An 18,340-nucleotide genomic window follows, 5' to 3' on the forward strand; every position below is an offset into this window, starting at 1 on the left:
AGCGCGCCCGGCTGAACGAGTCAGTCGGGCGCGCATCGCTCTGGCAGCGCTCAGCGCGGGCCGCCGCGCAGGACGGCCTTCTTGACCTCGGCGATAGCCTTGGTGACCTCGATCCCGCGGGGGCAGGCCTCGGTGCAGTTGAAGGTCGTGCGGCAGCGCCACACGCCCTCCTTGTCGTTGAGGATGTCCAGGCGCACGTCGCCCGCGTCGTCGCGCGAGTCGAAGATGAAGCGGTGCGCGTTCACGATCGCCGCCGGACCGAAGTACTGCCCGTCGGTCCAGAAGATCGGGCACGACGAGGTGCACGCGGCGCACAGGATGCACTTGGTGGTGTCGTCGAAGATCGCCCGGTCGGCGATGGACTGCACGCGCTCCTTGCCCTTCTCGGGGGAGGAGTTGGCGATGAGGAAGGGCTGCACCTCGCGGTAGGAGGCGAAGAACGGCTCCATGTCGACGATGAGATCCTTCTCCAGCGGCAGACCCTTGATGGCCTCGACGTAGATCGGCTTCGAGATGTCGAGGTCCTTGATCAGCGTCTTGCAGGCGAGGCGGTTGCGGCCGTTGATGCGCATCGCATCCGAGCCGCAGATGCCGTGGGCGCACGAGCGGCGGAACGACAGCGAGCCGTCGACCTCCCACTTGATCTTGTGCAGCGCGTCGAGCACGCGGTCGGTCGCGTACAGCTCGACGTCGTAATCGACCCAGCGCGGCTCCTCGTCGACCTCCGGATCGAAGCGGCGGATGTTGAAGGTGACCAGGAAGGACTGCACTCCAGAGTCGTTCGCGGCGTCGGCGGGTGCCTCTACGACATCGGTCATGATCAGTACTTCCTCTCCATGGGCTGGTAGTTCGTGATGACCACGGGCTTCCAGTCCAGCTTGATGTGGTCGGAGGCGACCGACGAGTGCGCGTCGCCGACCAGGTAGGCCATCGTGTGCTTCATGTAGTTCTCGTCGTCGCGCTTCGGGAAGTCGTCGCGCATGTGGCCGCCACGGCTCTCCTTGCGGTTGCGCGCGGCGTAGACGACGACCTCGGCGATGTCGAGCAGGAAGCCCAGCTCGACGGCCTCGAGCAGGTCGGTGTTGAAGCGCTTGCCCTTGTCGTCGACGTGGATGTTCTTGTAGCGCTCGCGCAGCTCGGCGATGACGCCCAGCACGTGCGTCAGCGACTCCTCGGTGCGGAACACCTGGGCGCCCTTGTCCATCTCGTCCTGCAGCGTCTTGCGCAGCACGGCGATGCGCTCGGTGCCCTGGTTGTTGCGCAGGTCCTCGACCATGTCCTTGACGAACCCGGCCGGGTTCTCGGGCAGCGGCACGAAGTCGGCGGTCTTGACGTACTCGACGGCGTTGCGTCCGGCGCGCTTGCCGAACACGTTGATGTCGAGCAGCGAGTTGGTGCCCAGGCGGTTCGAGCCGTGCACGGAGACGCAGGCGCACTCACCGGCGGCGTACAGTCCGGGGACCACGGTCGAGTTGTCGGCGAGCACCTCCGCGTCGTTGTTGGTCGGGATGCCGCCCATCGCGTAGTGCGCGGTCGGCATCACCGGCACCGGCTCGACCACCGGGTCGACGCCCAGGTAGGTGCGGGCGAACTCGGTGATGTCGGGCAGCTTGGTCTCGAGCACCTCCGCACCCAGGTGCGTGCAGTCCAGCAGGACGTAGTCCTTGTGCGGGCCGGCGCCGCGACCCTCGAGCACCTCCTGCACCATGCTGCGGGCCACGATGTCGCGCGGTGCGAGGTCCTTGATCGTGGGGGCGTAGCGCTCCATGAAGCGCTCGCCAGAGGCGTTGCGCAGGATGGCTCCCTCACCGCGGGCGCCCTCGGTGAGGAGGATGCCGAGGCCGGCCAGACCCGTCGGATGGAACTGGAAGAACTCCAGGTCCTCCAGGGGCAGACCCTTGCGCCAGACGATGCCGACGCCGTCGCCGGTCAGGGTGTGCGCGTTGGAGGTGGTCTTGAAGATCTTGCCGAAGCCGCCGGTGGCGAAGATGACGGCCTTCGACTGGAAGACGTGCAGGTCGCCGGTGGCCAGGTCGTACGCGACCACGCCCGCGACCTGCGTCGCGCCCGCGGCGTCCTTCACCGTGATCAGGTCGAGCACGTAGAACTCGTTGAAGAAGTTGATGCCGAGCTTGACGCAGTTCTGGAACAGGGTCTGCAGGATCATGTGACCGGTGCGGTCAGCCGCGTAGCAGGCCCGGCGCACGGGCGTCTTGCCGTGCTCGGCCGTGTGGCCGCCGAAGCGGCGCTGGTCGATCTTGCCGTCGGGCGTGCGGTTGAAGGGCAGGCCCATGTTCTCGAGGTCGATGACCGCGTCGATGGCCTCCCTCGCGAGGATCTCCGCGGCATCCTGGTCGACGAGGTAGTCGCCGCCCTTGACCGTGTCGTAGGTGTGCCACTCCCAGTTGTCGTCCTCGACGTTCGCGAGGGCTGCGGCCATGCCGCCCTGCGCCGCACCGGTGTGCGAGCGCGTGGGGTACAGCTTCGTGATCACGGCGGTCTTCGCGCCGGGGCCGGCCTCGATGGCCGCGCGCATGCCGGCGCCGCCGGCGCCCACGATCACGATGTCGAACTGGTGGTAGTGCACGCCGTCGCGCACGACGGAGTCAGAGGTCTGCGTAGTCAATGATCTGCCTTCTTCGCTTACTTGCCCAGTGCCTGGCAGGTCTCCCACATGGCGCCGTCTTCGAAGACGCCCGCGCAGGGATCGAACGTGAACACCACGAGGGTGCCGAGGATGATGAGGAGCGCCGCCGCCAGGCCCAGCGCCCAGACGAGAGCCTTGCGGGCCTTCTCGTGCGTGACGTAGTCGTTGACGATCGTGCGCATGCCGTTGGAGCCGTGGATCAGCGCGAGCCACAGCATCAGCACGTCCCACCACTGCCAGAACGGAGTGGCGTACTTGCCGGCGACGAAGCCGAAGTCGATCGCGTGGATGCCGTCGCCGACCATCAGGTTCACGAACAGGTGGCCGAAGATCAGCACGATCAGCAGCACGCCCGAGCCGCGCATGAACAGCCAGCCCCACTTCTCGAGGTTGACGCCGCGCTGGCGGCGGGCGGGTGCGATGGTCTGCGCGGACATCAGTTGCCCCCTCCGAATCCGGCGAACGCGAGGGCGAGGTGGCGCGGCACGAAGCCGGCCATCACCACGGCCCACAGCCCGAGGACGATCCAGAACAGCTGGCGCTGATACTTCGCGCCCTTCGACCAGAAGTCGACGACGATGATGCGCAGGCCGTTGAAGGCGTGGAACGCGATGCCTGCGACCAGCACCACCTCGCCGAACGCCATGATCGGGTTCTTGTACGTGCCGATCACCGCGTCGTACGCCTCGGGGGAGACGCGGATGAGCGACGTGTCGAGGACGTGCACCAGAAGGAAGAAGAAGATCGCGACGCCGGTGATGCGGTGCAGCACCCACGACCACATGCCTTCGCGGCCCCGATACAGTGTGCCGCGTGGAGACCTCGACGTGGTCTCCGAAACCGACGGTGTCAAGCGTGTGCTCGTGGACACGTCGTCCTCCCTGATCGATGAGACGTCGTGCATGCATCCGGGCACGCCCGACCGTGTCCATCCTATTCCCGTCCGGACGGGCGGGGCGACGAAGGCGACCCTTATCCGATCGGCGCGTCCGCACGCACGGCTAGGTTGGAGCCATGGCGCGAATCGACGACTTCTACGCGGTGATCCCGGCGGGCGGCATCGGCAGTCGGCTCTGGCCGCTGTCGCGGGCGGATGCCCCGAAGTTCCTCCACGACCTGACCGGATCGGGGCACTCGCTGCTGCGCGACACGTGGGACCGTCTGGAGCCCCTCGCCGGAGCGGACCGCATCGCGGTGGTGACGGGGCGAGCGCATCGCGCCGCCGTCGAGGCGCAGCTGCCTGGCATCCCCGACGCGAACGTGTTCCTCGAGTCCGAGCCGCGCGAGTCCGCCGCGGCGATCGGACTCGCCGCGGCGATCCTGCACCGCCGCGACCCCGACGTCATCATCGGGTCGTTCAGCGCCGATCACGTGATCCGCGGCACACGCGTGTTCGAGTTCGCCGTGGGCGATGCCGTCGAGGTCGCGCGGGAGGGATACATCTGCACGATCGGGATCACCCCCACCGAGCCCGCCATCGGCTTCGGGTACATCAAGAAGGGCGAGGAGCTCGTCGTCGACGGCGCGCGCGAGGCGGCCCTCGTCGAGCGCTTCGTCGAGAAGCCCGACCTCGAGACGGCGAAGGCCTATGTCGCCGACCGCGAGCACCTCTGGAACGCGGGCATGTTCATCGCGAAGGCGAGCGTGCTGCTCGACGAGCTGCGGATCAACGAGCCCGAGCTGCATGCCGGGCTGATGGAGCTCGCCGAGGCATGGGACGACCGCGACCTGCGAGGGCCGGCGGTCGATCGCATCTGGCCCCGGCTGAAGAAGATCGCCATCGACTACGCGGTGGCCGAGCCGGCCGCCGAACGCGGCAGGCTCGCCGTCGTTCCCGGTCACTTCGACTGGGACGACGTGGGCGACTTCGCCTCGCTGACGAAGCTCATCACCAACGGTCGCAAGAACGACCTCGCCGTGCTGGGTCCGCGGGCTCGCGTGCTCTCGGATGCCGCCAGCGGCATCCTCGTGTCCCAGACCTCGCGCGTGATCAGCCTGGTCGGGGTGCAGGACATCGTCGTCGTCGACACCGAGGACGCGCTGCTGGTGACCACGGTCGAGCACGCGCAGCGGGTCAAGGGCGTCGTCGAGTCCCTCAAGCTCACTGGCCGCGGCGACGTGCTCTGAGCTTCGCCGCCGGTAGAGTCGACGACCGCCGGACGGTCATCATTGCGGATTTGTAACCTTTCGCCAGCACATCCGGGGCGCGCGTGCGGGAAGCGCGTAACACTGGGTAACCTCGAGCGATCCGCGATGTCCGCGGAGATCACCCGGGAGGCATGAGTGTCCATCTCCATCACCAAGAAGCTGCTCGGCGCCACCGTCGCCGCCGGCGTCGTCCTGAGCCTCGCCGCGTGCGGCCAGGCTCCCGCAGACAACCCTGGCGCGGACGGCGGCAACGGCGACAAGTCCGACTTCTCCGCGTGCATCGTCTCGGATGCCGGCGGTTTCGACGACAAGTCCTTCAACCAGCTGTCCTACGAGGGCACCAAGAAGGCCGCCGATGAGCTCGGCGCCACGTTCCGCGAGGCGGAGTCGAACGCCGAGACCGAGTACGGCCCGAACATCGACAACATGGTCTCCGAAGGCTGCAACGCCATCGTCGCCGTGGGCTTCGCGCTGTCGCAGGCCACGGTCGACGCCGCCGAGGCGAACGCCGAGACGGACTTCATCCTCGTCGACGACGCCGGCGGCGACAGCAAGCCGGACAACGTCAAGCCGCTGCTGTACAACACGGCTGAGGCCGCGTTCCTCGCCGGATACATGTCGGCCGGCTACTCCAAGACCGGCAAGGTGGGCACGTTCGGCGGCATGGAGTTCCCGACCGTGACGATCTTCATGGACGGCTTCAAGCAGGGCGTCGACCACTACAACGAGAAGAACGGCACCTCGGTCGCCGTGGTCGGCTGGGACGGCACGACCGGATCGTTCACCGGCGGCTTCGAGGCCAACCAGAGCGCCAAGACGGTCGCGAAGAACATCATCGACCAGGGCGTCGACGTGCTCTTCCCGGTCGGCGGTCCGATCTACCAGTCCGGCCTGCAGGCCATCAAGGACTCGGGCAAGGACATCGCGCTGATCGGCGCGGACGCGGACCTGTTCGAGACCGACCCGACCACCGCCGACTTCGTGCTCACCTCTGTGCTCAAGGCGATGGACCTGTCGACCTACGAGGCCGTGATGGCCAGCGCCGAAGGCGAGTTCGACGGTGAGGCCTACATCGGCACCCTGGAGAACGAGGGCGTCGGCATCGCGCCGCTGCACGAGTTCGAGAGCAAGGTCGACGCCGAGCTGGTGAAGAAGGTCGCCGAGATCAAGCAGGAGATCATCGACGGTTCGATCACCGTCACCTCCTACCTCGACAACTAAGAGGAACCGCATCGGGGAGGCCGGTCGTGCCGGCCTCCCCGATGTCGTCTGCCCGGGCGATCCCCGGCGCGAGGACACATCACGAATAGGATCGACACATGAAGCTCGAGCTGCGCGGCATAACGAAGAGGTTCGGCGCACTGACAGCCAACGACCACATCGACCTCGAGGTGCAGGCGGGTGAGATCCACTGCCTCCTCGGCGAGAACGGCGCCGGCAAGTCCACGCTGATGAACGTGCTGTACGGGCTGTACCAGGCCGACGAGGGTCAGATCCTCCTCGACGGGCGCGTGCAGCGCTTCTCCGGGCCCGGCGACGCGATGGCCGCGGGCATCGGCATGGTGCACCAGCACTTCATGCTCATCCCGGTGTTCACCGTGGCGGAGAACGTGATGCTCGGTCACGAGGAGACGACGTTCGGCGGCCGGCTGGATCTCGCGGCGGCCCGCTCGAAGGTGCGTGAGATATCCGACCGCTTCGGCTTCGACGTCGACCCCGACGCTCTCGTCGCCGACCTGCCCGTGGGCGTGCAGCAGCGCGTGGAGATCATCAAAGCGCTCTCGCGCGAGGCCCGCGTGCTCGTCTTCGACGAGCCGACCGCCGTGCTCACTCCGCAGGAGACCGACGAGCTCATGGCCACGATGCGCCAGCTCAAGGAGCGCGGCACATCGATCGTGTTCATCACGCACAAGCTGCGCGAGGTGCGAGAGGTGGCCGACCGCATCACCGTGATCAGGCTGGGCAAGGTGGTCGGCGAGGCCTCGCCGACCGCGTCGAACGCGGAGCTCGCCTCGCTGATGGTCGGCCGTGCGGTGGAGCTCACCGTGCACAAGAACCCGCCTCAGCTGACCGACCATGCACTGGTCGTCGAGAACCTCACCGTCAGCGATGTCCTGGGCACCGTGCTCGTCGACGACGTGTCCTTCACCGTCCGCGGCGGAGAGGTGCTCGCGATCGCCGGTGTGCAGGGCAACGGACAGACCGAGCTCACCGAGGCGCTGCTCGGTCTGCAGGCGCGCGTGCAGGGCAGCATCCGCCTGAACGGCGAAGAGCTGCGCGGGCGCAGCGTGCGGCACATCCTCGATGCCGGCGTCGGTTTCGTCCCCGAGGACCGTGGCGTCGACGGACTCGTCAAGGAGTTCTCCATCGCGGAGAACCTCATGCTCGACCGCTCCCACGGCGCGCCGTTCGTCACGAGCGGCGCGCTGCAGCTGCGCCGTCTGATGGAGTTCGCCAAGCAGAAGATCGCGGAGTTCGACATCCGCACGCAGGGTCCGTCGCAGGCGGCCGGTCGGCTGTCGGGCGGCAACCAGCAGAAGGTCGTGCTGGCGCGCGAGCTCAGCCGCGACCTGTCCCTGTTCGTCGCCGCCCAGCCAACCCGAGGCGTCGACGTGGGATCGATCGAGTTCATCCACAAGCGCATCATCGAGACGCGCGACACCGGTGTTCCGGTGGTCGTCATCTCCACAGAGCTCGACGAGGTCGCGGCCCTCGCCGATCGCATCCTCGTGATGTACCGGGGTCGTGTGGTCGGCATCGTCCCCGGCGACACCCCCCGCGATCAGCTGGGCCTGATGATGGCCGGCGCCAGCGCCGAGGACGCGGCTCGCGAGGTCTCCGTCGGCGCAGCCCCGAGCGAAGGAGCGCAGGCATGACCGTCGCGCAGACGCAGATCCCCGACTCCGACAAGGCGCTTCAGCCGCAGAAGCCGCAGCGGCCGCAGCGCTGGCGGGCGGCCCTCATGCAGATCGCGACCGGAAGCGCTCTGACGACCGTGTTCGCCGTCGTGGCGGCCGTCATCGTGGGCTCGCTGATGATCGCGCTGACCGACCCCGACGTGCAGGCCGCGGCAGGCTACTTCTTCGCCGCCCCCGGCGACACGCTGAGCGCGATCGGCCAGGCCGTCGGCGGCGCGTACGCTGCGCTGTTCCGCGGATCGATCTACAACTTCAACGCCGACTCGTTCGCGATCGCCATCCGCCCGCTCACCGAGACGCTGAAGTTCGCCACGCCGCTGATCGCCGCGGGCCTGGGCGTCGGCCTGGCATTCCGCGCCGGGCTGTTCAACATCGGCGGTCAGGGTCAGATGCTCATGGCCGCCGCCGCCGCCGGGTACGTCGCCACCGCGTGGGACCTGCCCTTCCCGCTGCACCTGCTCGTCGCTCTCGTCGCCGGCATCATCGCCGGCGCGCTGTGGGCGGGGATCGCCGGCATCCTCAAGGCGCGCACGGGCGCGCACGAGGTGATCACGACGATCATGCTGAACAACATCGCCGTGTACCTGCTGGCGTGGATGCTCGCCACCCAGGGCGTGCTGCAGGCGCCGGGCTCGAGCAACCCGAAGACCGCACCGATGGCCGAGTCGGCCGTCATGCCGCTGCTGCTCGGACCCAGCTACAAGCTGCACATCGGATTCCTGCTCGCGCTGGTGGCGGTCGCCATCACCTGGTGGCTGCTGGAGCGCTCCGGGCTGGGCTTCCGGTTCCGCGCGGTGGGGGAGAACCCGGATGCCGCGCGCACGGCCGGCATCTCCGTCGGCCGGACCTACCTCAGCGTCATGCTCATCGCGGGCGCGCTGGTCGGTCTCGCCGGAGTCAGCCAGGTGCTCGGCACCGAGCCGAAGGGCTTCAGCGGCGGCATCGACGCCGGCATCGGGTTCGACGCGATCACCGTCGCCCTGCTGGGGCGCTCCCGTCCGCTCGGCATCCTGTTCGCCGGACTGCTGTTCGGCGCTTTCAAGACCGGTGGCTTCACCATGCAGGCGTCGCAGGGCGTCCCGATCGAGATCGTGCTCGTCGTGCAGTCCCTGATCGTGCTGTTCATCGCGGCGCCGCCGCTCGTGCGCGCCATGTTCGGTCTGCCGCAGCCGGGCCGCCCGAGCCGGCGTGAGCGGCGCGCGGCCGAGCGACGAACGAAGCGCGCCGAGGCCGAGGAGGTGGCGGGATGAGCACTCAGACCGCACAGACAGGACAGAGCCCGCAGAGCGTGCAGGCCGAACTGCGTCAGGTGAGCGTGGTGTCGTGGAAGACGCCCATCATCCTCAGCGTGCTGACGGTGCTGGTGGCGCTGCTGCCGCTGCTGATCCCACGCGCCGGCGACGCGACGTTCCGCTTCACCGCCGGCAGCGAGATCATCGCGCTGCCCTCTGTCGTCGTGCCGGGCACGGCGACCGCGTGGGTCTGCGTCGTCATCGGCGCCGCGATCAGCGTCGCGGCGGTGATGCTCACCCGCGCGCATCGTCGCGTGCCGATGTGGCTCATCGCGGTGTACGTCGTCGTGCTGATCTTCGGATTCCTCGCCTGGGCGGCCGCGGGCAGCTCGGGGACGCTGCCCATGATCGGACTGCTCAGCGGCGGTCTCGCGCTGGCCACCCCGCTGATCTTCGGCGCGCTGGGCGGCGTGATCGGCGAGCGCGCCGGCGTCGTGAACATCGCGATCGAGGCGCAGCTGCTGGCAGGCGCGTTCACCGCGGCCATCGTCGCCTCGGCCGTGGGCACGCCCTGGGCGGGCCTCATCGCCGCGATGCTGGCGGGCGTGCTGGTCGCGGTGATCCTCGGGGTGTTCGCCATCACGTACTACGTGGACCAGGTGATCGTCGGTGTGGTGCTCAACGTCCTCGTGATCGGCGTGACCACGTTCCTGTTCCGACAGGTGCTCGCCCCCAACCAGGCGGCGCTGAACACCGTCGAGCCGTTCCGCGACCTGCCGATCCCGCTGCTCAGCGACATCCCCGTGCTCGGGCCGATCCTGTTCCGCCAGACGATCGTGGTGTACCTGATGTACGTCATCGTGTTCGTCGTCTGGTACGGCATGTACCGCACCCGCTGGGGTCTGCGACTGCGCGCGGTCGGCGAGCACCCGCAGGCGGCCGACACGGTGGGCATCAACGTCGCGCGCACGCGCTACATGAACGTGCTCATCGCCGGTGCCGTCGCGGGCATGGGAGGCGCGTTCTTCACACTGGTCTCGGTGCCGCGCTTCAACCCCGAGATGACCGCCGGAGCCGGCTTCATCGCCCTCGCCGCGGTGATCTTCGGCAAGTGGGACCCGATTCGCGCGACGCTGGCGGCACTGCTGTTCGGCTTCGCGAGCAACCTGCAGAGCGTGCTCAGCGTCATCGGCTCGCCGGTGCCCAGCCAGTTCATGCTCATGCTGCCGTACATCGTGACGATCTTCGCCGTGGCAGGCCTGGTCGGGCGCTCCCGCCCGCCGGCAGCCGACGGCGAGCCGTACATCAAGTCCTAGGAGAGAACACGTGACCGACATCGATTGGGACGAGCTGAGACAGGTCGCCTCCGAGGCGATGCAGAAGGCGTACGCGCCGTATTCGCGATACCGGGTGGGCGCGGCCGCGCTCGTGGACGACGGACGCATCGTCGCCGGATGCAACGTCGAGAACGCCTCGTACGGCGTCGGCCTGTGCGCCGAATGCGCTCTGGTCGGCGACCTGCACATGTCCGGTGGCGGTCGGCTCATCGCGTTCGTCTGCGTGAACAACGACGGACAGACGATCATGCCGTGCGGTCGCTGCCGTCAGCTGCTGTTCGAGCACTCCAGCCCCGAGATGCTGCTCGAGACCGTCTCGGGCATCCGCACCATCGACGAGGTGCTGCCCGACGCGTTCGGGCCGCGCGATCTGGAGGACGCCCGATGAGCTCTCAGACCGGCGTCGAGGCGTTCGACGCGATCGACGTGATCCGTGCCAAGCGCGACGGCGGAGTGGTGCCCGAGGCGGCGCTGCGGTGGATGGTCGACGCGTACACCCGCGGCTACGTGTCGGACGCCCAGATGGCGTCGTTCGCGATGGCGATCTTCCAGCGCGGCATGCAGCGCGAGGAGATCCGCGTGCTCACCGACGCGATGATCGCGTCGGGGGAGCGGATGAGCTTCGCCAGTCTCGGCAAGCGCACCGTCGACAAGCACTCCACCGGCGGCGTGGGCGACAAGATCACCCTGCCGCTGGCACCGCTGGTCGCCGTGTTCGGCGTGGCGGTCCCGCAGCTCAGCGGCCGCGGCCTCGGCCACACCGGCGGCACGCTCGACAAGCTCGAATCGATCCCGGGCTGGCGGGCGGCGCTCAGCAACGACGAGATGTTCGCGCAGATGCAGTCCGACGTCGGCGCGGTGATCTGCGCCGCCGGCTCGGGTCTCGCGCCCGCCGACAAGAAGCTCTACGCGCTTCGCGATGTGACCGGCACGGTCGAGGCGATCCCCCTGATCGCGTCGAGCATCATGTCGAAGAAGATCGCCGAGGGCACCGACGCGCTCGTGCTCGACGTGAAGTTCGGCAACGGCGCCTTCATGCAGGACATCGATCGGGCCCGCGAGCTGGCGCGCACGATGGTCGAGCTCGGCACCGACTCGGGTGTCGCGACGACCGCCCTGCTGACCGACATGAACGTTCCGCTCGGTCTCGCGATCGGCAACGCCAACGAGGTGCGTGAGTCGGTGGAGATCCTCGCCGGCGGCGGACCCGCCGACGTGCGTGAGCTGACCCTCGCCCTCGCCCGCGAGATGCTCTCGCTGGCAGGACAGCCGGATGCGGATGTCGAGGCGGCCCTCGACGACGGCCGCGCCATGGACAGCTGGAAGGCGATGATCCGCGCCCAGGACGGCGACCCGGATGCCCCGCTGCCGACCGCACGGGAGACGCACGTCGTCACCGCCGACCGCGACGGCGTGGTGACCCGCATGGACGCGCTGCCGTTCGGCATCGCCGCGTGGCGCCTCGGCGCNNGCGCCGAGGATCCGGTGATCTTCGCCGCCGGCATCGACCTCGCCGTCAAGCCCGGCCAGACGGTCACCGCCGGAGAGCCGCTGTTCACCCTGTCGGCCGATGACGAGGGGCGCTTCGCCCGCGCTCTCGAGGCGCTGGACGGCGCCTACGAGATCGGCGACGCTGCAGCGGCACCCGCCGCACAGCCCATCGTGCGCGAGCGCATCACCGCCTGAGTACCGGAGGATCACCATGAAGATCGACGAGCTGCGCGCCCTGCCCAAGATCTCGCTGCACGACCACCTCGACGGCGGCGTGCGTCCCGCGACGATCCTCGAGCTGGCCGATGCCGGCGGTATCCAGACCCCGGCGCAGGATCCCAAGGGGATGAGTCGCTGGATCGCGCAGCAGAGCGATGCCGGCTCTCTCGTGGAGTACCTGAAGTCGTTCGACCTCGTGACCTCCGTCATGCAGTCCGAGCGAGCCCTCACGCGGGTCGCCCGCGAGTTCGTCGCCGACCTCGCCGCCGACGGCGTGATCTACGGCGAGGTGCGCTGGGCACCCGAGCAGCACGTCGCCGGCGGCCTCAGCCTGGACGACGCCGTGCGCGCCGTGCAGCGCGGCATCGAGGAGGGCGAGGATGAGGCGGATGCCGCCGGGCGCAGCATCCGGGTCGGTCAGATCATCTCGGCCATGCGCCAGGGCTCCCGCGTGCGGGAGATCGCCGAGCTCGCCGTGCGTCATCGCGAGAGCGGCGTCGTCGGCTTCGACATCGCCGGGCCGGAGGACGGCTTCCCGGCGTCGGAGCACCGCGCGGCCTTCGACTACCTTGCCGGCGAGTTCCTGCCGGTCACGGTGCACGCGGGAGAGGCCGCGGGGCCGGCATCCATCCGCTCCGCCCTGATCGACGGACGCGCGCTGCGCCTCGGCCACGGCGTGCGCATCGCCGAGGACCTGCAGATCATCGAGCGCGAGGGCGACGAGGTGCAGGTGCAGTTCGGCGATCTGGCCCGCTGGGTGCGCGACCGGGAGATCCCGCTGGAGCTCTCGCCGTCGTCCAACCTGCAGACCGGCGCGATCGCCCAGTGGGGCGATGAGGTCGCGGACCACCCCTTCGACCTGCTCTACCAGCTCGGCTTCTCGGTCACCGTGAACGTCGACAACCGCACGATGAGCGGCACGTCGCTCACGCGCGAGCTCTCGCTGCTGGTCGACGCGTTCGGCTACGACCTCGACGATCTCGAGGCCTTTCAGTTCAACGCCGCGTCCGCCGCATTCCTGCCGGTGGAAGAGCGCGAAGAGCTCGTCGAGATGATCGCCGAGGGGTTCGAGCGCTGAACCCCTCGGCGGACGGCCGACACGCCGCTCAGGCGGCTTCCGGGTTCTGAGCCCACAGATCGGGGCCGAACACCTCGTAGTGGATGCGATCGGCGGGCACGCCGCGGCCGATGAGTGTGCGGCGCATGGACTGCATGAACGGCAGCGGACCGCACATGAACACCGAGGCGTGCTCGGGCAGATCGACCTCGCTGAGGTCCATGAAGCCCTCGCGCGCCGGGTGCAGGGTGGGCGCGCCGAGGGCGTCCCGCTCGTACCAGTTCTGCGCCCTGGCATCGGGCATGGCCAGCACCTGGCGGCGCAGCGACGCGTACAGCGCGTGCGTGTCATGAGCGCGGTCGGCGTGGAACAGCCGCACGGTGCGGGCGGGCTGGCGGCGGGAGAGGTCTTCCATGATGGCGGCGACCGGCGTGATCCCGATCCCCGCCGAGACGAGCACGAGCGGGTGATCCTCGTCGTCGAGCACGACGTCACCCGCCGGCTGCGAGACGTCGAGCACGGTGCCGGGCTGCGCGTGCTGCCACAGCCACGTCGAGACCTGTCCGTCGGGTGCGCCGCCCGCCCCGTGCACTCGCTTGATCGTCACCCGGATCGAGTCGCCGCGCGGACCGGATGAGATCGTGTACTGACGTGGCTGTCTGCTGCCGTCCGGCAGGTCGACGGCGATGGCGACGTACTGTCCGGTGCGGTGGGAGGGGATCAGGCCGTCGACCGGTGCCAGCAGCAGCGAGAAGATGTCCTCCGACTCCTCGAACCGCTCCACCACCCGGTAGTCGCGCCACGGGTTCTGCGGGTCTGTGCCCGACAGGGCGTACAGCCGCGCCTCCTCGGCGATCAGCGCGGTGGCGAACAGCCAGTACACCTCGTCCCAGGCGGCCCGCACCTCGGCGGTGACGGCGTCGCCGAGCACCGTGCCCACCGCGTCGAGCAGATGGCGGCCGACGATCGTGTAGTCGCCGGCCGAGATGCCGAGGGAGACGTGCTTGTGGGCGATCCGGCGCATCACGGGAGTGAAGTCGGGAGCGGAGGGGTCGATGAGCTGCACCGCGAACGCGACCACCGAGGCGGCGAGCGCCTTCGGCTGCTCGCCGATCGCCTGGTTGGCTCGGTTGAACACCCGCAGCAGTTCGGGGTGAGCCGCGAACATGGCGGGGTAGAACACCTTCGTGATCCGCTCGGCGTGCGCGGCGACGACGCCGGCCGTGGCGGCGACGACTGCTTCGGACTCGGGCGAGAGCTTCATGACGTTCCTTTCGTGGGGTCTGCGTCCCCTCCACTCTGCGCTCGGGCTCTGGCGGCGAGGAGGGGTTTTCACCGGTTCTATTCCGAGCACGGCAGACGCCGGCGCCGTAGCCTGAAGGAATGCCACGCCGAGTCGACGATTACCGCGGTCTCACTCAGCCGAGCCGCCTTCGTCTGCTGCGCGCCGTGCAGAGCGAGCCAGGTCTGCGCATCGCCGAACTCGCCGAACGTTGCGGGATGCCGCTCAACACCGCCCGAGATCACCTGCGCGTGCTCGTGCAGGAGGGCCTCGTGCGCGAGGAGAGGCTGCAGGTGGGCAGCAGGGGCCGTCCGCCGCTCGCCTACCACCCGGTGCGGGAGGCGGGGTCGAACCCCGCGGCGCAGCGTCGCGTCGACGGCGCGCGTCGACGCGGTGCCCTGTTGCGCGCGGTGACCCCGCCGACGTCAGGCGACGCGGCGCGGGAGGACGACGTGGATGCCGAGGCGCAGCTCGATGTGCTGTACGAGCATCTCGATGACGCCGGGCTCAGCCCCGTCCTCGACGAATCGGCGCTGCGCTTCGAGATGCTGCCGTGCAACTACCGCGGGATGCTCGCGCAGGATCAGTCGACGGTGTGCGGCACGCATGCCCGGCTGGTGCGCGACACGCTCGCCCAGGTCGATGGTCCGCTCGAGGTCGAGCAACTCGACCCGTTCATCACCGCGGACTCCTGTGCCCTGCTGCTGCGCCACGCCCGTGACCGGGCCGTGCCCGACCCGGTCAGCGCACCGCCGCCGCGAGATCCCCCACGAGCTCCGTGATCTGCGCCCGCACGGCGGCGTCCGTGATGGTGGGAGTGCCGTCGCCCGCCTGCGGGCCGTAGGAGCCGAACGACGCGTGCGAGGCGCCGTCGATCTCGACGAGCTCGGCATCCGCCGGAAGCAGATCCCTCGCATCCGCGATCTTCTCGGGTGTCGACTGGCCATCCTCGCTTCCGGACAGGCTCAGCACCGGCACCCCGGAGTCCGACAGGTCGTTCGCACAGTACGAGGCGAACAGCACCATGGCATCCGCGTCCGGTGCCAGCCGGCAGGCGCGCACCCCGCCCAGGGAGTGCCCGCCCACCATCCACGAGTCCACGTCGGGTGCGGCGGAGGTGAAGGCGTCCAGCCCGCGCGGATCGAAGAACGCGAGATTCAACCACGGTCGGGTGATGACGACGGTGATCCCGTCCTCGGCGGCGAGCTCCTGCAGCGTCGCGACATAGCCCTCGGGCTGCACCTTGGCGCCGGGGATGAACACCAGGCCGACGTCCGAGTCGCCGTCCGCGGGGGAGAGCACGATGCCCTCAGGGGCGTCCTCGATCTCGAGCGCGGGGTTCGCCCTCGCCTGCGCCAGCGGATCGGGTTCGGCGGACATCACGCCCACCTGCGTCCACACCAGGGTCCCGACGACGATCAGCACGATCAGTGCCCCCAGCGACCACAGTGCGCGGACGACGATCCGCCTACCCCTGCTGCGTGGCGCTCTCATCCGCGGCATCGGCGCGACTCACCGCCGCGCGGCGAGGAGCTCCCGCACGGCGGCTTCGAGCTCGGCGACGGCGCGGGCGGCGTCGGCCGTGCTCTCGCCGCGCGCGTCGATGTACACCTTCAGCTTCGGCTCGGTGCCGCTGGGGCGCACGATGACACGCGACCCGTCGTCGAGGCGGTAGCGCAGCACGTCTCCCGCGGGCACCCCCGCGTCACCGGTGGCCAGATCCTCTGCCGACGCGACCGCCCGCGCGCCGAACGCCGCGGGCGGCTGGGCGCGCAGAGACGCCATCGTCGAGCCGATCAGGCTCAGATCGTCGACGCGCACCGATACCTGGCCGCTCGCGAAGTGGCCGATCTCGGCACCGAGCTCGTCGAGCAGGCCGGCGAGCGTGGTCTCGCGCACCCGCGCCTCGGCGGCGAGGCCGAGCAGGGCGACCGCGGCGGAGATGCCGTCCTTGTCGCGCACGGTGTCGGGGTTCACCAGGTAGCCGAGAGCCTCTTCGAAGCCGAACACCATGCCGGGAGCACGCGAGATCCATTTGAAGCCGGTGAGCGTCTCGTGGAAGTCGAGTCCGTAGCGCTCGGCGACCGCACCGAGCCCGGGGGAGGAGACCAGCGAGCAGGCGAGGGATGCCCCTGCCGTGCCCTGCGCGGCGCGTGCCGCCCGCCAGCCGAGCAGCAGCCCGACCTCGTTGCCGGTCAGGCGGCGCCAGCCGCCCTCGGCTGCCGGATCCGGGATGGCGACGGCCAGACGATCGGCGTCGGGGTCGTTCGCGATGATGAACTCGGCATCCGCCTCACGCGCTCGAGCGAACGCGAGGTCCATCGCACCCGGCTCCTCGGGATTGGGGAACGAGACGGTGCGGAACGTCGGATCGGGGTCGCGCTGCGCGTCGACGATGCGCGGGGCCGGGTAGCCCGCGGCCTTCACGACGCGCGAGAAGGTCTCCCAGCCCACGCCGTGCAGGGCCGTGTACACCCAGCGCATCTCCTGCACGCCGAACGGTGCGGGAGCCACGGCTGCGGTCGCCGCGATGTAGGCGTCGACGACGTCGTCACCGGCGATCTCGTACGCGGCCGAGCGGGGCAGCAGGCTCACGTCGCCCGCATCGGCGACGCGCTGGATGTGCGCGGCGATCTGCGCGTCCGCCGGAGCGACGATCTGCGATCCGCCGTCCTCGCCGCCGAGGTAGACCTTGTAGCCGTTGTCGTTCGGCGGGTTGTGGCTGGCGGTGACCATGATCCCGGCATCCGCCTGCAGATGGCGCACGGCGAACGCGAGCACCGGCGTCGGCAGCAGTCGTGGCAGCAGGATGGCACGCAGGCCCGCACCGGCGAGGATCTCGGCGGAATCGAGCGCGAACCGGCGGGAGTTGCGTCGGCCGTCGTAGCCGACGACCACGGTCGGGCGCGTCGTGCTGCGCTGCAGCAGGTAGCCCGCGAAGCCGGCGGCCGCCTGGGTCACCAGCACGCGGTTCATGCGGTTGCTGCCGGCGCCCAGCTCACCGCGCAGGCCGGCCGTGCCGAAGGCGAGCCGCCGGCCGAAGCGATCCTCGAGGTCGGCGAGAGCCGCGGCGTCACCGCCGGCGGCGCGGGTGATGATCCCCGCGAGCTCGTCGCGAGTCTCGGCATCCGGGTCCTGTCGCAGCCAGGCGCGCGCCTGGGACAGCCGCTCGCTCACAGCGCCTCGATCACTCGGGCGAGCAGGGCCGAGATCACCGGTTCGGCCTCACGGCCCGCCTCGATGACCTCCTCGTGGCTGAGCGGGGTCTTCTGGATGCCCGCAGCGAGGTTCGTGATCAGCGAGAAGCCGAGGATCTCCATGCCCGCCTGCCGGGCGGCGATCGCCTCGAGAGCGGTCGACATGCCGACGATGTCACCGCCGATGGCCTTGGCCATCTGCACCTCCGCCGGGGTCTCGTAGTGCGGGCCGCGGAACTGGGTGTACACGCCCTCGTCGAGAGTGGGGTCGACGGTGCGGGCGATGTCGCGCAGCCGCGTCGAGTACAGGTCGGTGAGGTCGACGAAGGTGGCGCCCTCGAGCGGCGAGTCGGCGGTGAGGTTGATGTGGTCGCTGATCAGCACCGGCTGGCCGGGCTGCCACGTCTCGCGGATCCCCCCGGCGCCGTTGGTGAGCACCATGGTCTTCGCGCCCGTCGCGGCTGCGGTGCGCACCGAGTGCACGACCCGGCGCACGCCGTGGGCCTCGTAGTAGTGCGTGCGCGCACCGATCACCAGCACGTTCCGGCCGCCGGGGGTGCGGATGCTGCGCAGCGTGCCGACATGCCCGTCGAGCGCGGGCTTCGAGAAGCCGGTCACCTCGGTGGCGGGAACGGTGGCGACGGTCTCGCCGATCAGCTCGGCGGCCTTGCCCCAGCCGGAGCCGAGGGTCAGGGCGATGTCGTGGTGGTCGACCCCGGTCAGGCGAGCGATGTCGGCGGCCGCATCGGCGGCGACGGCGAACGGATCGGCCGTCGGGTCGTCCAGGGGGTTCAGGGAGTTCTCACGCATGC

The 18,340-nt window shown here is 69.6% G+C and carries 17 protein-coding genes and 1 pseudogene; 10 read left to right on the top strand and 8 right to left on the bottom strand.

What is annotated here, in order from left to right:
* Positions 1-50 precede the first annotated feature (50 nt).
* Genes BFN01_RS01150 through sdhC form a run of 4 tightly spaced genes read right to left on the bottom strand, consistent with a single transcriptional unit; the run spans position 51 to position 3,551 of the window.
* Complete coding sequence (locus tag BFN01_RS01150; protein WP_071640658.1) at positions 51-818, bottom strand: succinate dehydrogenase iron-sulfur subunit; 768 nt, start codon at positions 816-818, stop codon at positions 51-53.
* A 2-nt stretch (positions 819-820) separates the two neighbouring features.
* Positions 821-2,626 carry a succinate dehydrogenase flavoprotein subunit gene (gene sdhA, locus BFN01_RS01155; RefSeq protein ID WP_071640660.1) on the bottom strand — a complete coding sequence of 602 codons (1,806 nt, stop codon included), beginning with the start codon at positions 2,624-2,626 and terminating at the stop codon, positions 821-823.
* 17 nt (positions 2,627-2,643) lie between these two features.
* The gene (locus tag BFN01_RS01160; RefSeq protein ID WP_071640662.1) at positions 2,644-3,084 is read right to left on the bottom strand and encodes a succinate dehydrogenase hydrophobic membrane anchor subunit; all 441 of its coding nucleotides are present in this window, start codon (positions 3,082-3,084) and stop codon (positions 2,644-2,646) included.
* The gene (gene sdhC / locus BFN01_RS01165) at positions 3,084-3,551 is read right to left on the bottom strand and encodes a succinate dehydrogenase, cytochrome b556 subunit (protein ID WP_083428569.1); all 468 of its coding nucleotides are present in this window, start codon (positions 3,549-3,551) and stop codon (positions 3,084-3,086) included. Before sdhC ends, BFN01_RS01160 begins: the two co-directional genes overlap by 1 nt.
* A gap of 110 nt (positions 3,552-3,661) precedes the next feature.
* On the opposite strand from sdhC, the gene BFN01_RS01170 reads away from it, so the two are divergent.
* From BFN01_RS01170 to BFN01_RS01205, 9 genes and pseudogenes are all read left to right on the top strand, one after another.
* Positions 3,662-4,774 (top strand): mannose-1-phosphate guanylyltransferase, encoded by a 1,113-nt coding sequence (locus BFN01_RS01170; RefSeq protein ID WP_071640664.1) that lies wholly within the window; start codon positions 3,662-3,664, stop codon positions 4,772-4,774.
* A 156-nt stretch (positions 4,775-4,930) separates the two neighbouring features.
* Complete coding sequence (locus tag BFN01_RS01175; protein WP_071640666.1) at positions 4,931-6,016, top strand: BMP family protein; 1,086 nt, start codon at positions 4,931-4,933, stop codon at positions 6,014-6,016.
* A 98-nt stretch (positions 6,017-6,114) separates the two neighbouring features.
* Positions 6,115-7,671, top strand: coding sequence for an ABC transporter ATP-binding protein (locus BFN01_RS01180; protein WP_071640668.1), 1,557 nt, complete (start codon positions 6,115-6,117; stop codon positions 7,669-7,671).
* The gene (locus BFN01_RS01185) at positions 7,668-8,963 is read left to right on the top strand and encodes an ABC transporter permease (protein WP_071640669.1); all 1,296 of its coding nucleotides are present in this window, start codon (positions 7,668-7,670) and stop codon (positions 8,961-8,963) included. The genes BFN01_RS01180 and BFN01_RS01185 overlap by 4 nt, the downstream gene beginning before the upstream one ends.
* Positions 8,960-10,261, top strand: coding sequence for an ABC transporter permease (locus tag BFN01_RS01190; protein ID WP_071640671.1), 1,302 nt, complete (start codon positions 8,960-8,962; stop codon positions 10,259-10,261). Before BFN01_RS01185 ends, BFN01_RS01190 begins: the two co-directional genes overlap by 4 nt.
* 10 nt (positions 10,262-10,271) lie before the next feature.
* The gene (locus BFN01_RS01195; protein WP_071640673.1) at positions 10,272-10,670 is read left to right on the top strand and encodes a cytidine deaminase; all 399 of its coding nucleotides are present in this window, start codon (positions 10,272-10,274) and stop codon (positions 10,668-10,670) included.
* Positions 10,667-11,751 (top strand): thymidine phosphorylase (locus tag BFN01_RS01200; RefSeq protein ID WP_256220991.1); only part of this gene is annotated, 1,085 nt, incomplete at its 3' end. The genes BFN01_RS01195 and BFN01_RS01200, both read left to right, overlap by 4 nt.
* A 2-nt stretch (positions 11,752-11,753) precedes the next feature.
* Positions 11,754-11,968: pseudogene (locus BFN01_RS15700) on the top strand (thymidine phosphorylase); the annotation flags it as partial.
* Positions 11,969-11,984: 16 nt separating this feature from the next.
* Positions 11,985-13,070: an adenosine deaminase gene (locus BFN01_RS01205; protein WP_071640677.1), complete on the top strand. Its 1,086-nt coding sequence runs from the start codon at positions 11,985-11,987 to the stop codon at positions 13,068-13,070.
* A gap of 28 nt (positions 13,071-13,098) precedes the next feature.
* On the opposite strand, the gene BFN01_RS01210 is transcribed toward BFN01_RS01205, so the two are convergent.
* Positions 13,099-14,313 (bottom strand): globin domain-containing protein, encoded by a 1,215-nt coding sequence (locus BFN01_RS01210; protein ID WP_071640679.1) that lies wholly within the window; start codon positions 14,311-14,313, stop codon positions 13,099-13,101.
* A 119-nt stretch (positions 14,314-14,432) separates the two neighbouring features.
* Between BFN01_RS01210 and BFN01_RS01215 the strand changes: the two genes are divergently transcribed.
* Positions 14,433-15,113 (top strand): helix-turn-helix domain-containing protein, encoded by a 681-nt coding sequence (locus BFN01_RS01215; RefSeq protein WP_071640681.1) that lies wholly within the window; start codon positions 14,433-14,435, stop codon positions 15,111-15,113.
* Here BFN01_RS01215 and BFN01_RS01220 read toward each other — a convergent pair.
* From BFN01_RS01220 to BFN01_RS01230, 3 genes are read right to left on the bottom strand one after another with little or no spacing between them, the layout of a single operon-like run.
* Positions 15,073-15,834 (bottom strand): alpha/beta hydrolase, encoded by a 762-nt coding sequence (locus BFN01_RS01220; protein ID WP_071640683.1) that lies wholly within the window; start codon positions 15,832-15,834, stop codon positions 15,073-15,075. The genes BFN01_RS01215 and BFN01_RS01220 overlap by 41 nt on opposite strands.
* Positions 15,835-15,843: 9 nt before the next feature.
* Positions 15,844-17,508 carry a phospho-sugar mutase gene (locus tag BFN01_RS01225; RefSeq protein WP_071640685.1) on the bottom strand — a complete coding sequence of 555 codons (1,665 nt, stop codon included), beginning with the start codon at positions 17,506-17,508 and terminating at the stop codon, positions 15,844-15,846.
* Positions 17,505-18,338 carry a purine-nucleoside phosphorylase gene (locus BFN01_RS01230; protein WP_071640686.1) on the bottom strand — a complete coding sequence of 278 codons (834 nt, stop codon included), beginning with the start codon at positions 18,336-18,338 and terminating at the stop codon, positions 17,505-17,507. The genes BFN01_RS01225 and BFN01_RS01230 overlap by 4 nt, the downstream gene beginning before the upstream one ends.
* Positions 18,339-18,340 lie beyond the last annotated feature (2 nt).

This window comes from Microbacterium sp. AR7-10 (assembly GCF_001878835.1).
In the GTDB taxonomy this organism is placed as follows: domain Bacteria; phylum Actinomycetota; class Actinomycetes; order Actinomycetales; family Microbacteriaceae; genus Microbacterium; species Microbacterium commune.

Bases quoted from the DNA above. Each gene is read 5' to 3' on its own strand.
- BFN01_RS01205 (WP_071640677.1), top strand. From the start codon at position 11,985: ATGAAGATCGACGAGCTGCGCGCCCTGCCCAAGATCTCGCTGCACGAC.
- BFN01_RS01160 (WP_071640662.1), bottom strand. From the start codon at position 3,084: ATGTCCGCGCAGACCATCGCACCCGCCCGCCGCCAGCGCGGCGTCAAC.
- BFN01_RS01215 (WP_071640681.1), top strand. From the start codon at position 14,433: ATGCCACGCCGAGTCGACGATTACCGCGGTCTCACTCAGCCGAGCCGC.
- BFN01_RS01190 (WP_071640671.1), top strand. From the start codon at position 8,960: ATGAGCACTCAGACCGCACAGACAGGACAGAGCCCGCAGAGCGTGCAG.
- BFN01_RS01210 (WP_071640679.1), bottom strand. From the start codon at position 14,313: ATGAAGCTCTCGCCCGAGTCCGAAGCAGTCGTCGCCGCCACGGCCGGC.
- BFN01_RS01180 (WP_071640668.1), top strand. From the start codon at position 6,115: ATGAAGCTCGAGCTGCGCGGCATAACGAAGAGGTTCGGCGCACTGACA.
- sdhC (WP_083428569.1), bottom strand. From the start codon at position 3,551: ATGCACGACGTCTCATCGATCAGGGAGGACGACGTGTCCACGAGCACA.
- BFN01_RS01150 (WP_071640658.1), bottom strand. From the start codon at position 818: ATGACCGATGTCGTAGAGGCACCCGCCGACGCCGCGAACGACTCTGGA.
- BFN01_RS01230 (WP_071640686.1), bottom strand. From the start codon at position 18,338: ATGCGTGAGAACTCCCTGAACCCCCTGGACGACCCGACGGCCGATCCG.
- BFN01_RS01220 (WP_071640683.1), bottom strand. From the start codon at position 15,834: ATGCCGCGGATGAGAGCGCCACGCAGCAGGGGTAGGCGGATCGTCGTC.
- BFN01_RS01170 (WP_071640664.1), top strand. From the start codon at position 3,662: ATGGCGCGAATCGACGACTTCTACGCGGTGATCCCGGCGGGCGGCATC.
- BFN01_RS01185 (WP_071640669.1), top strand. From the start codon at position 7,668: ATGACCGTCGCGCAGACGCAGATCCCCGACTCCGACAAGGCGCTTCAG.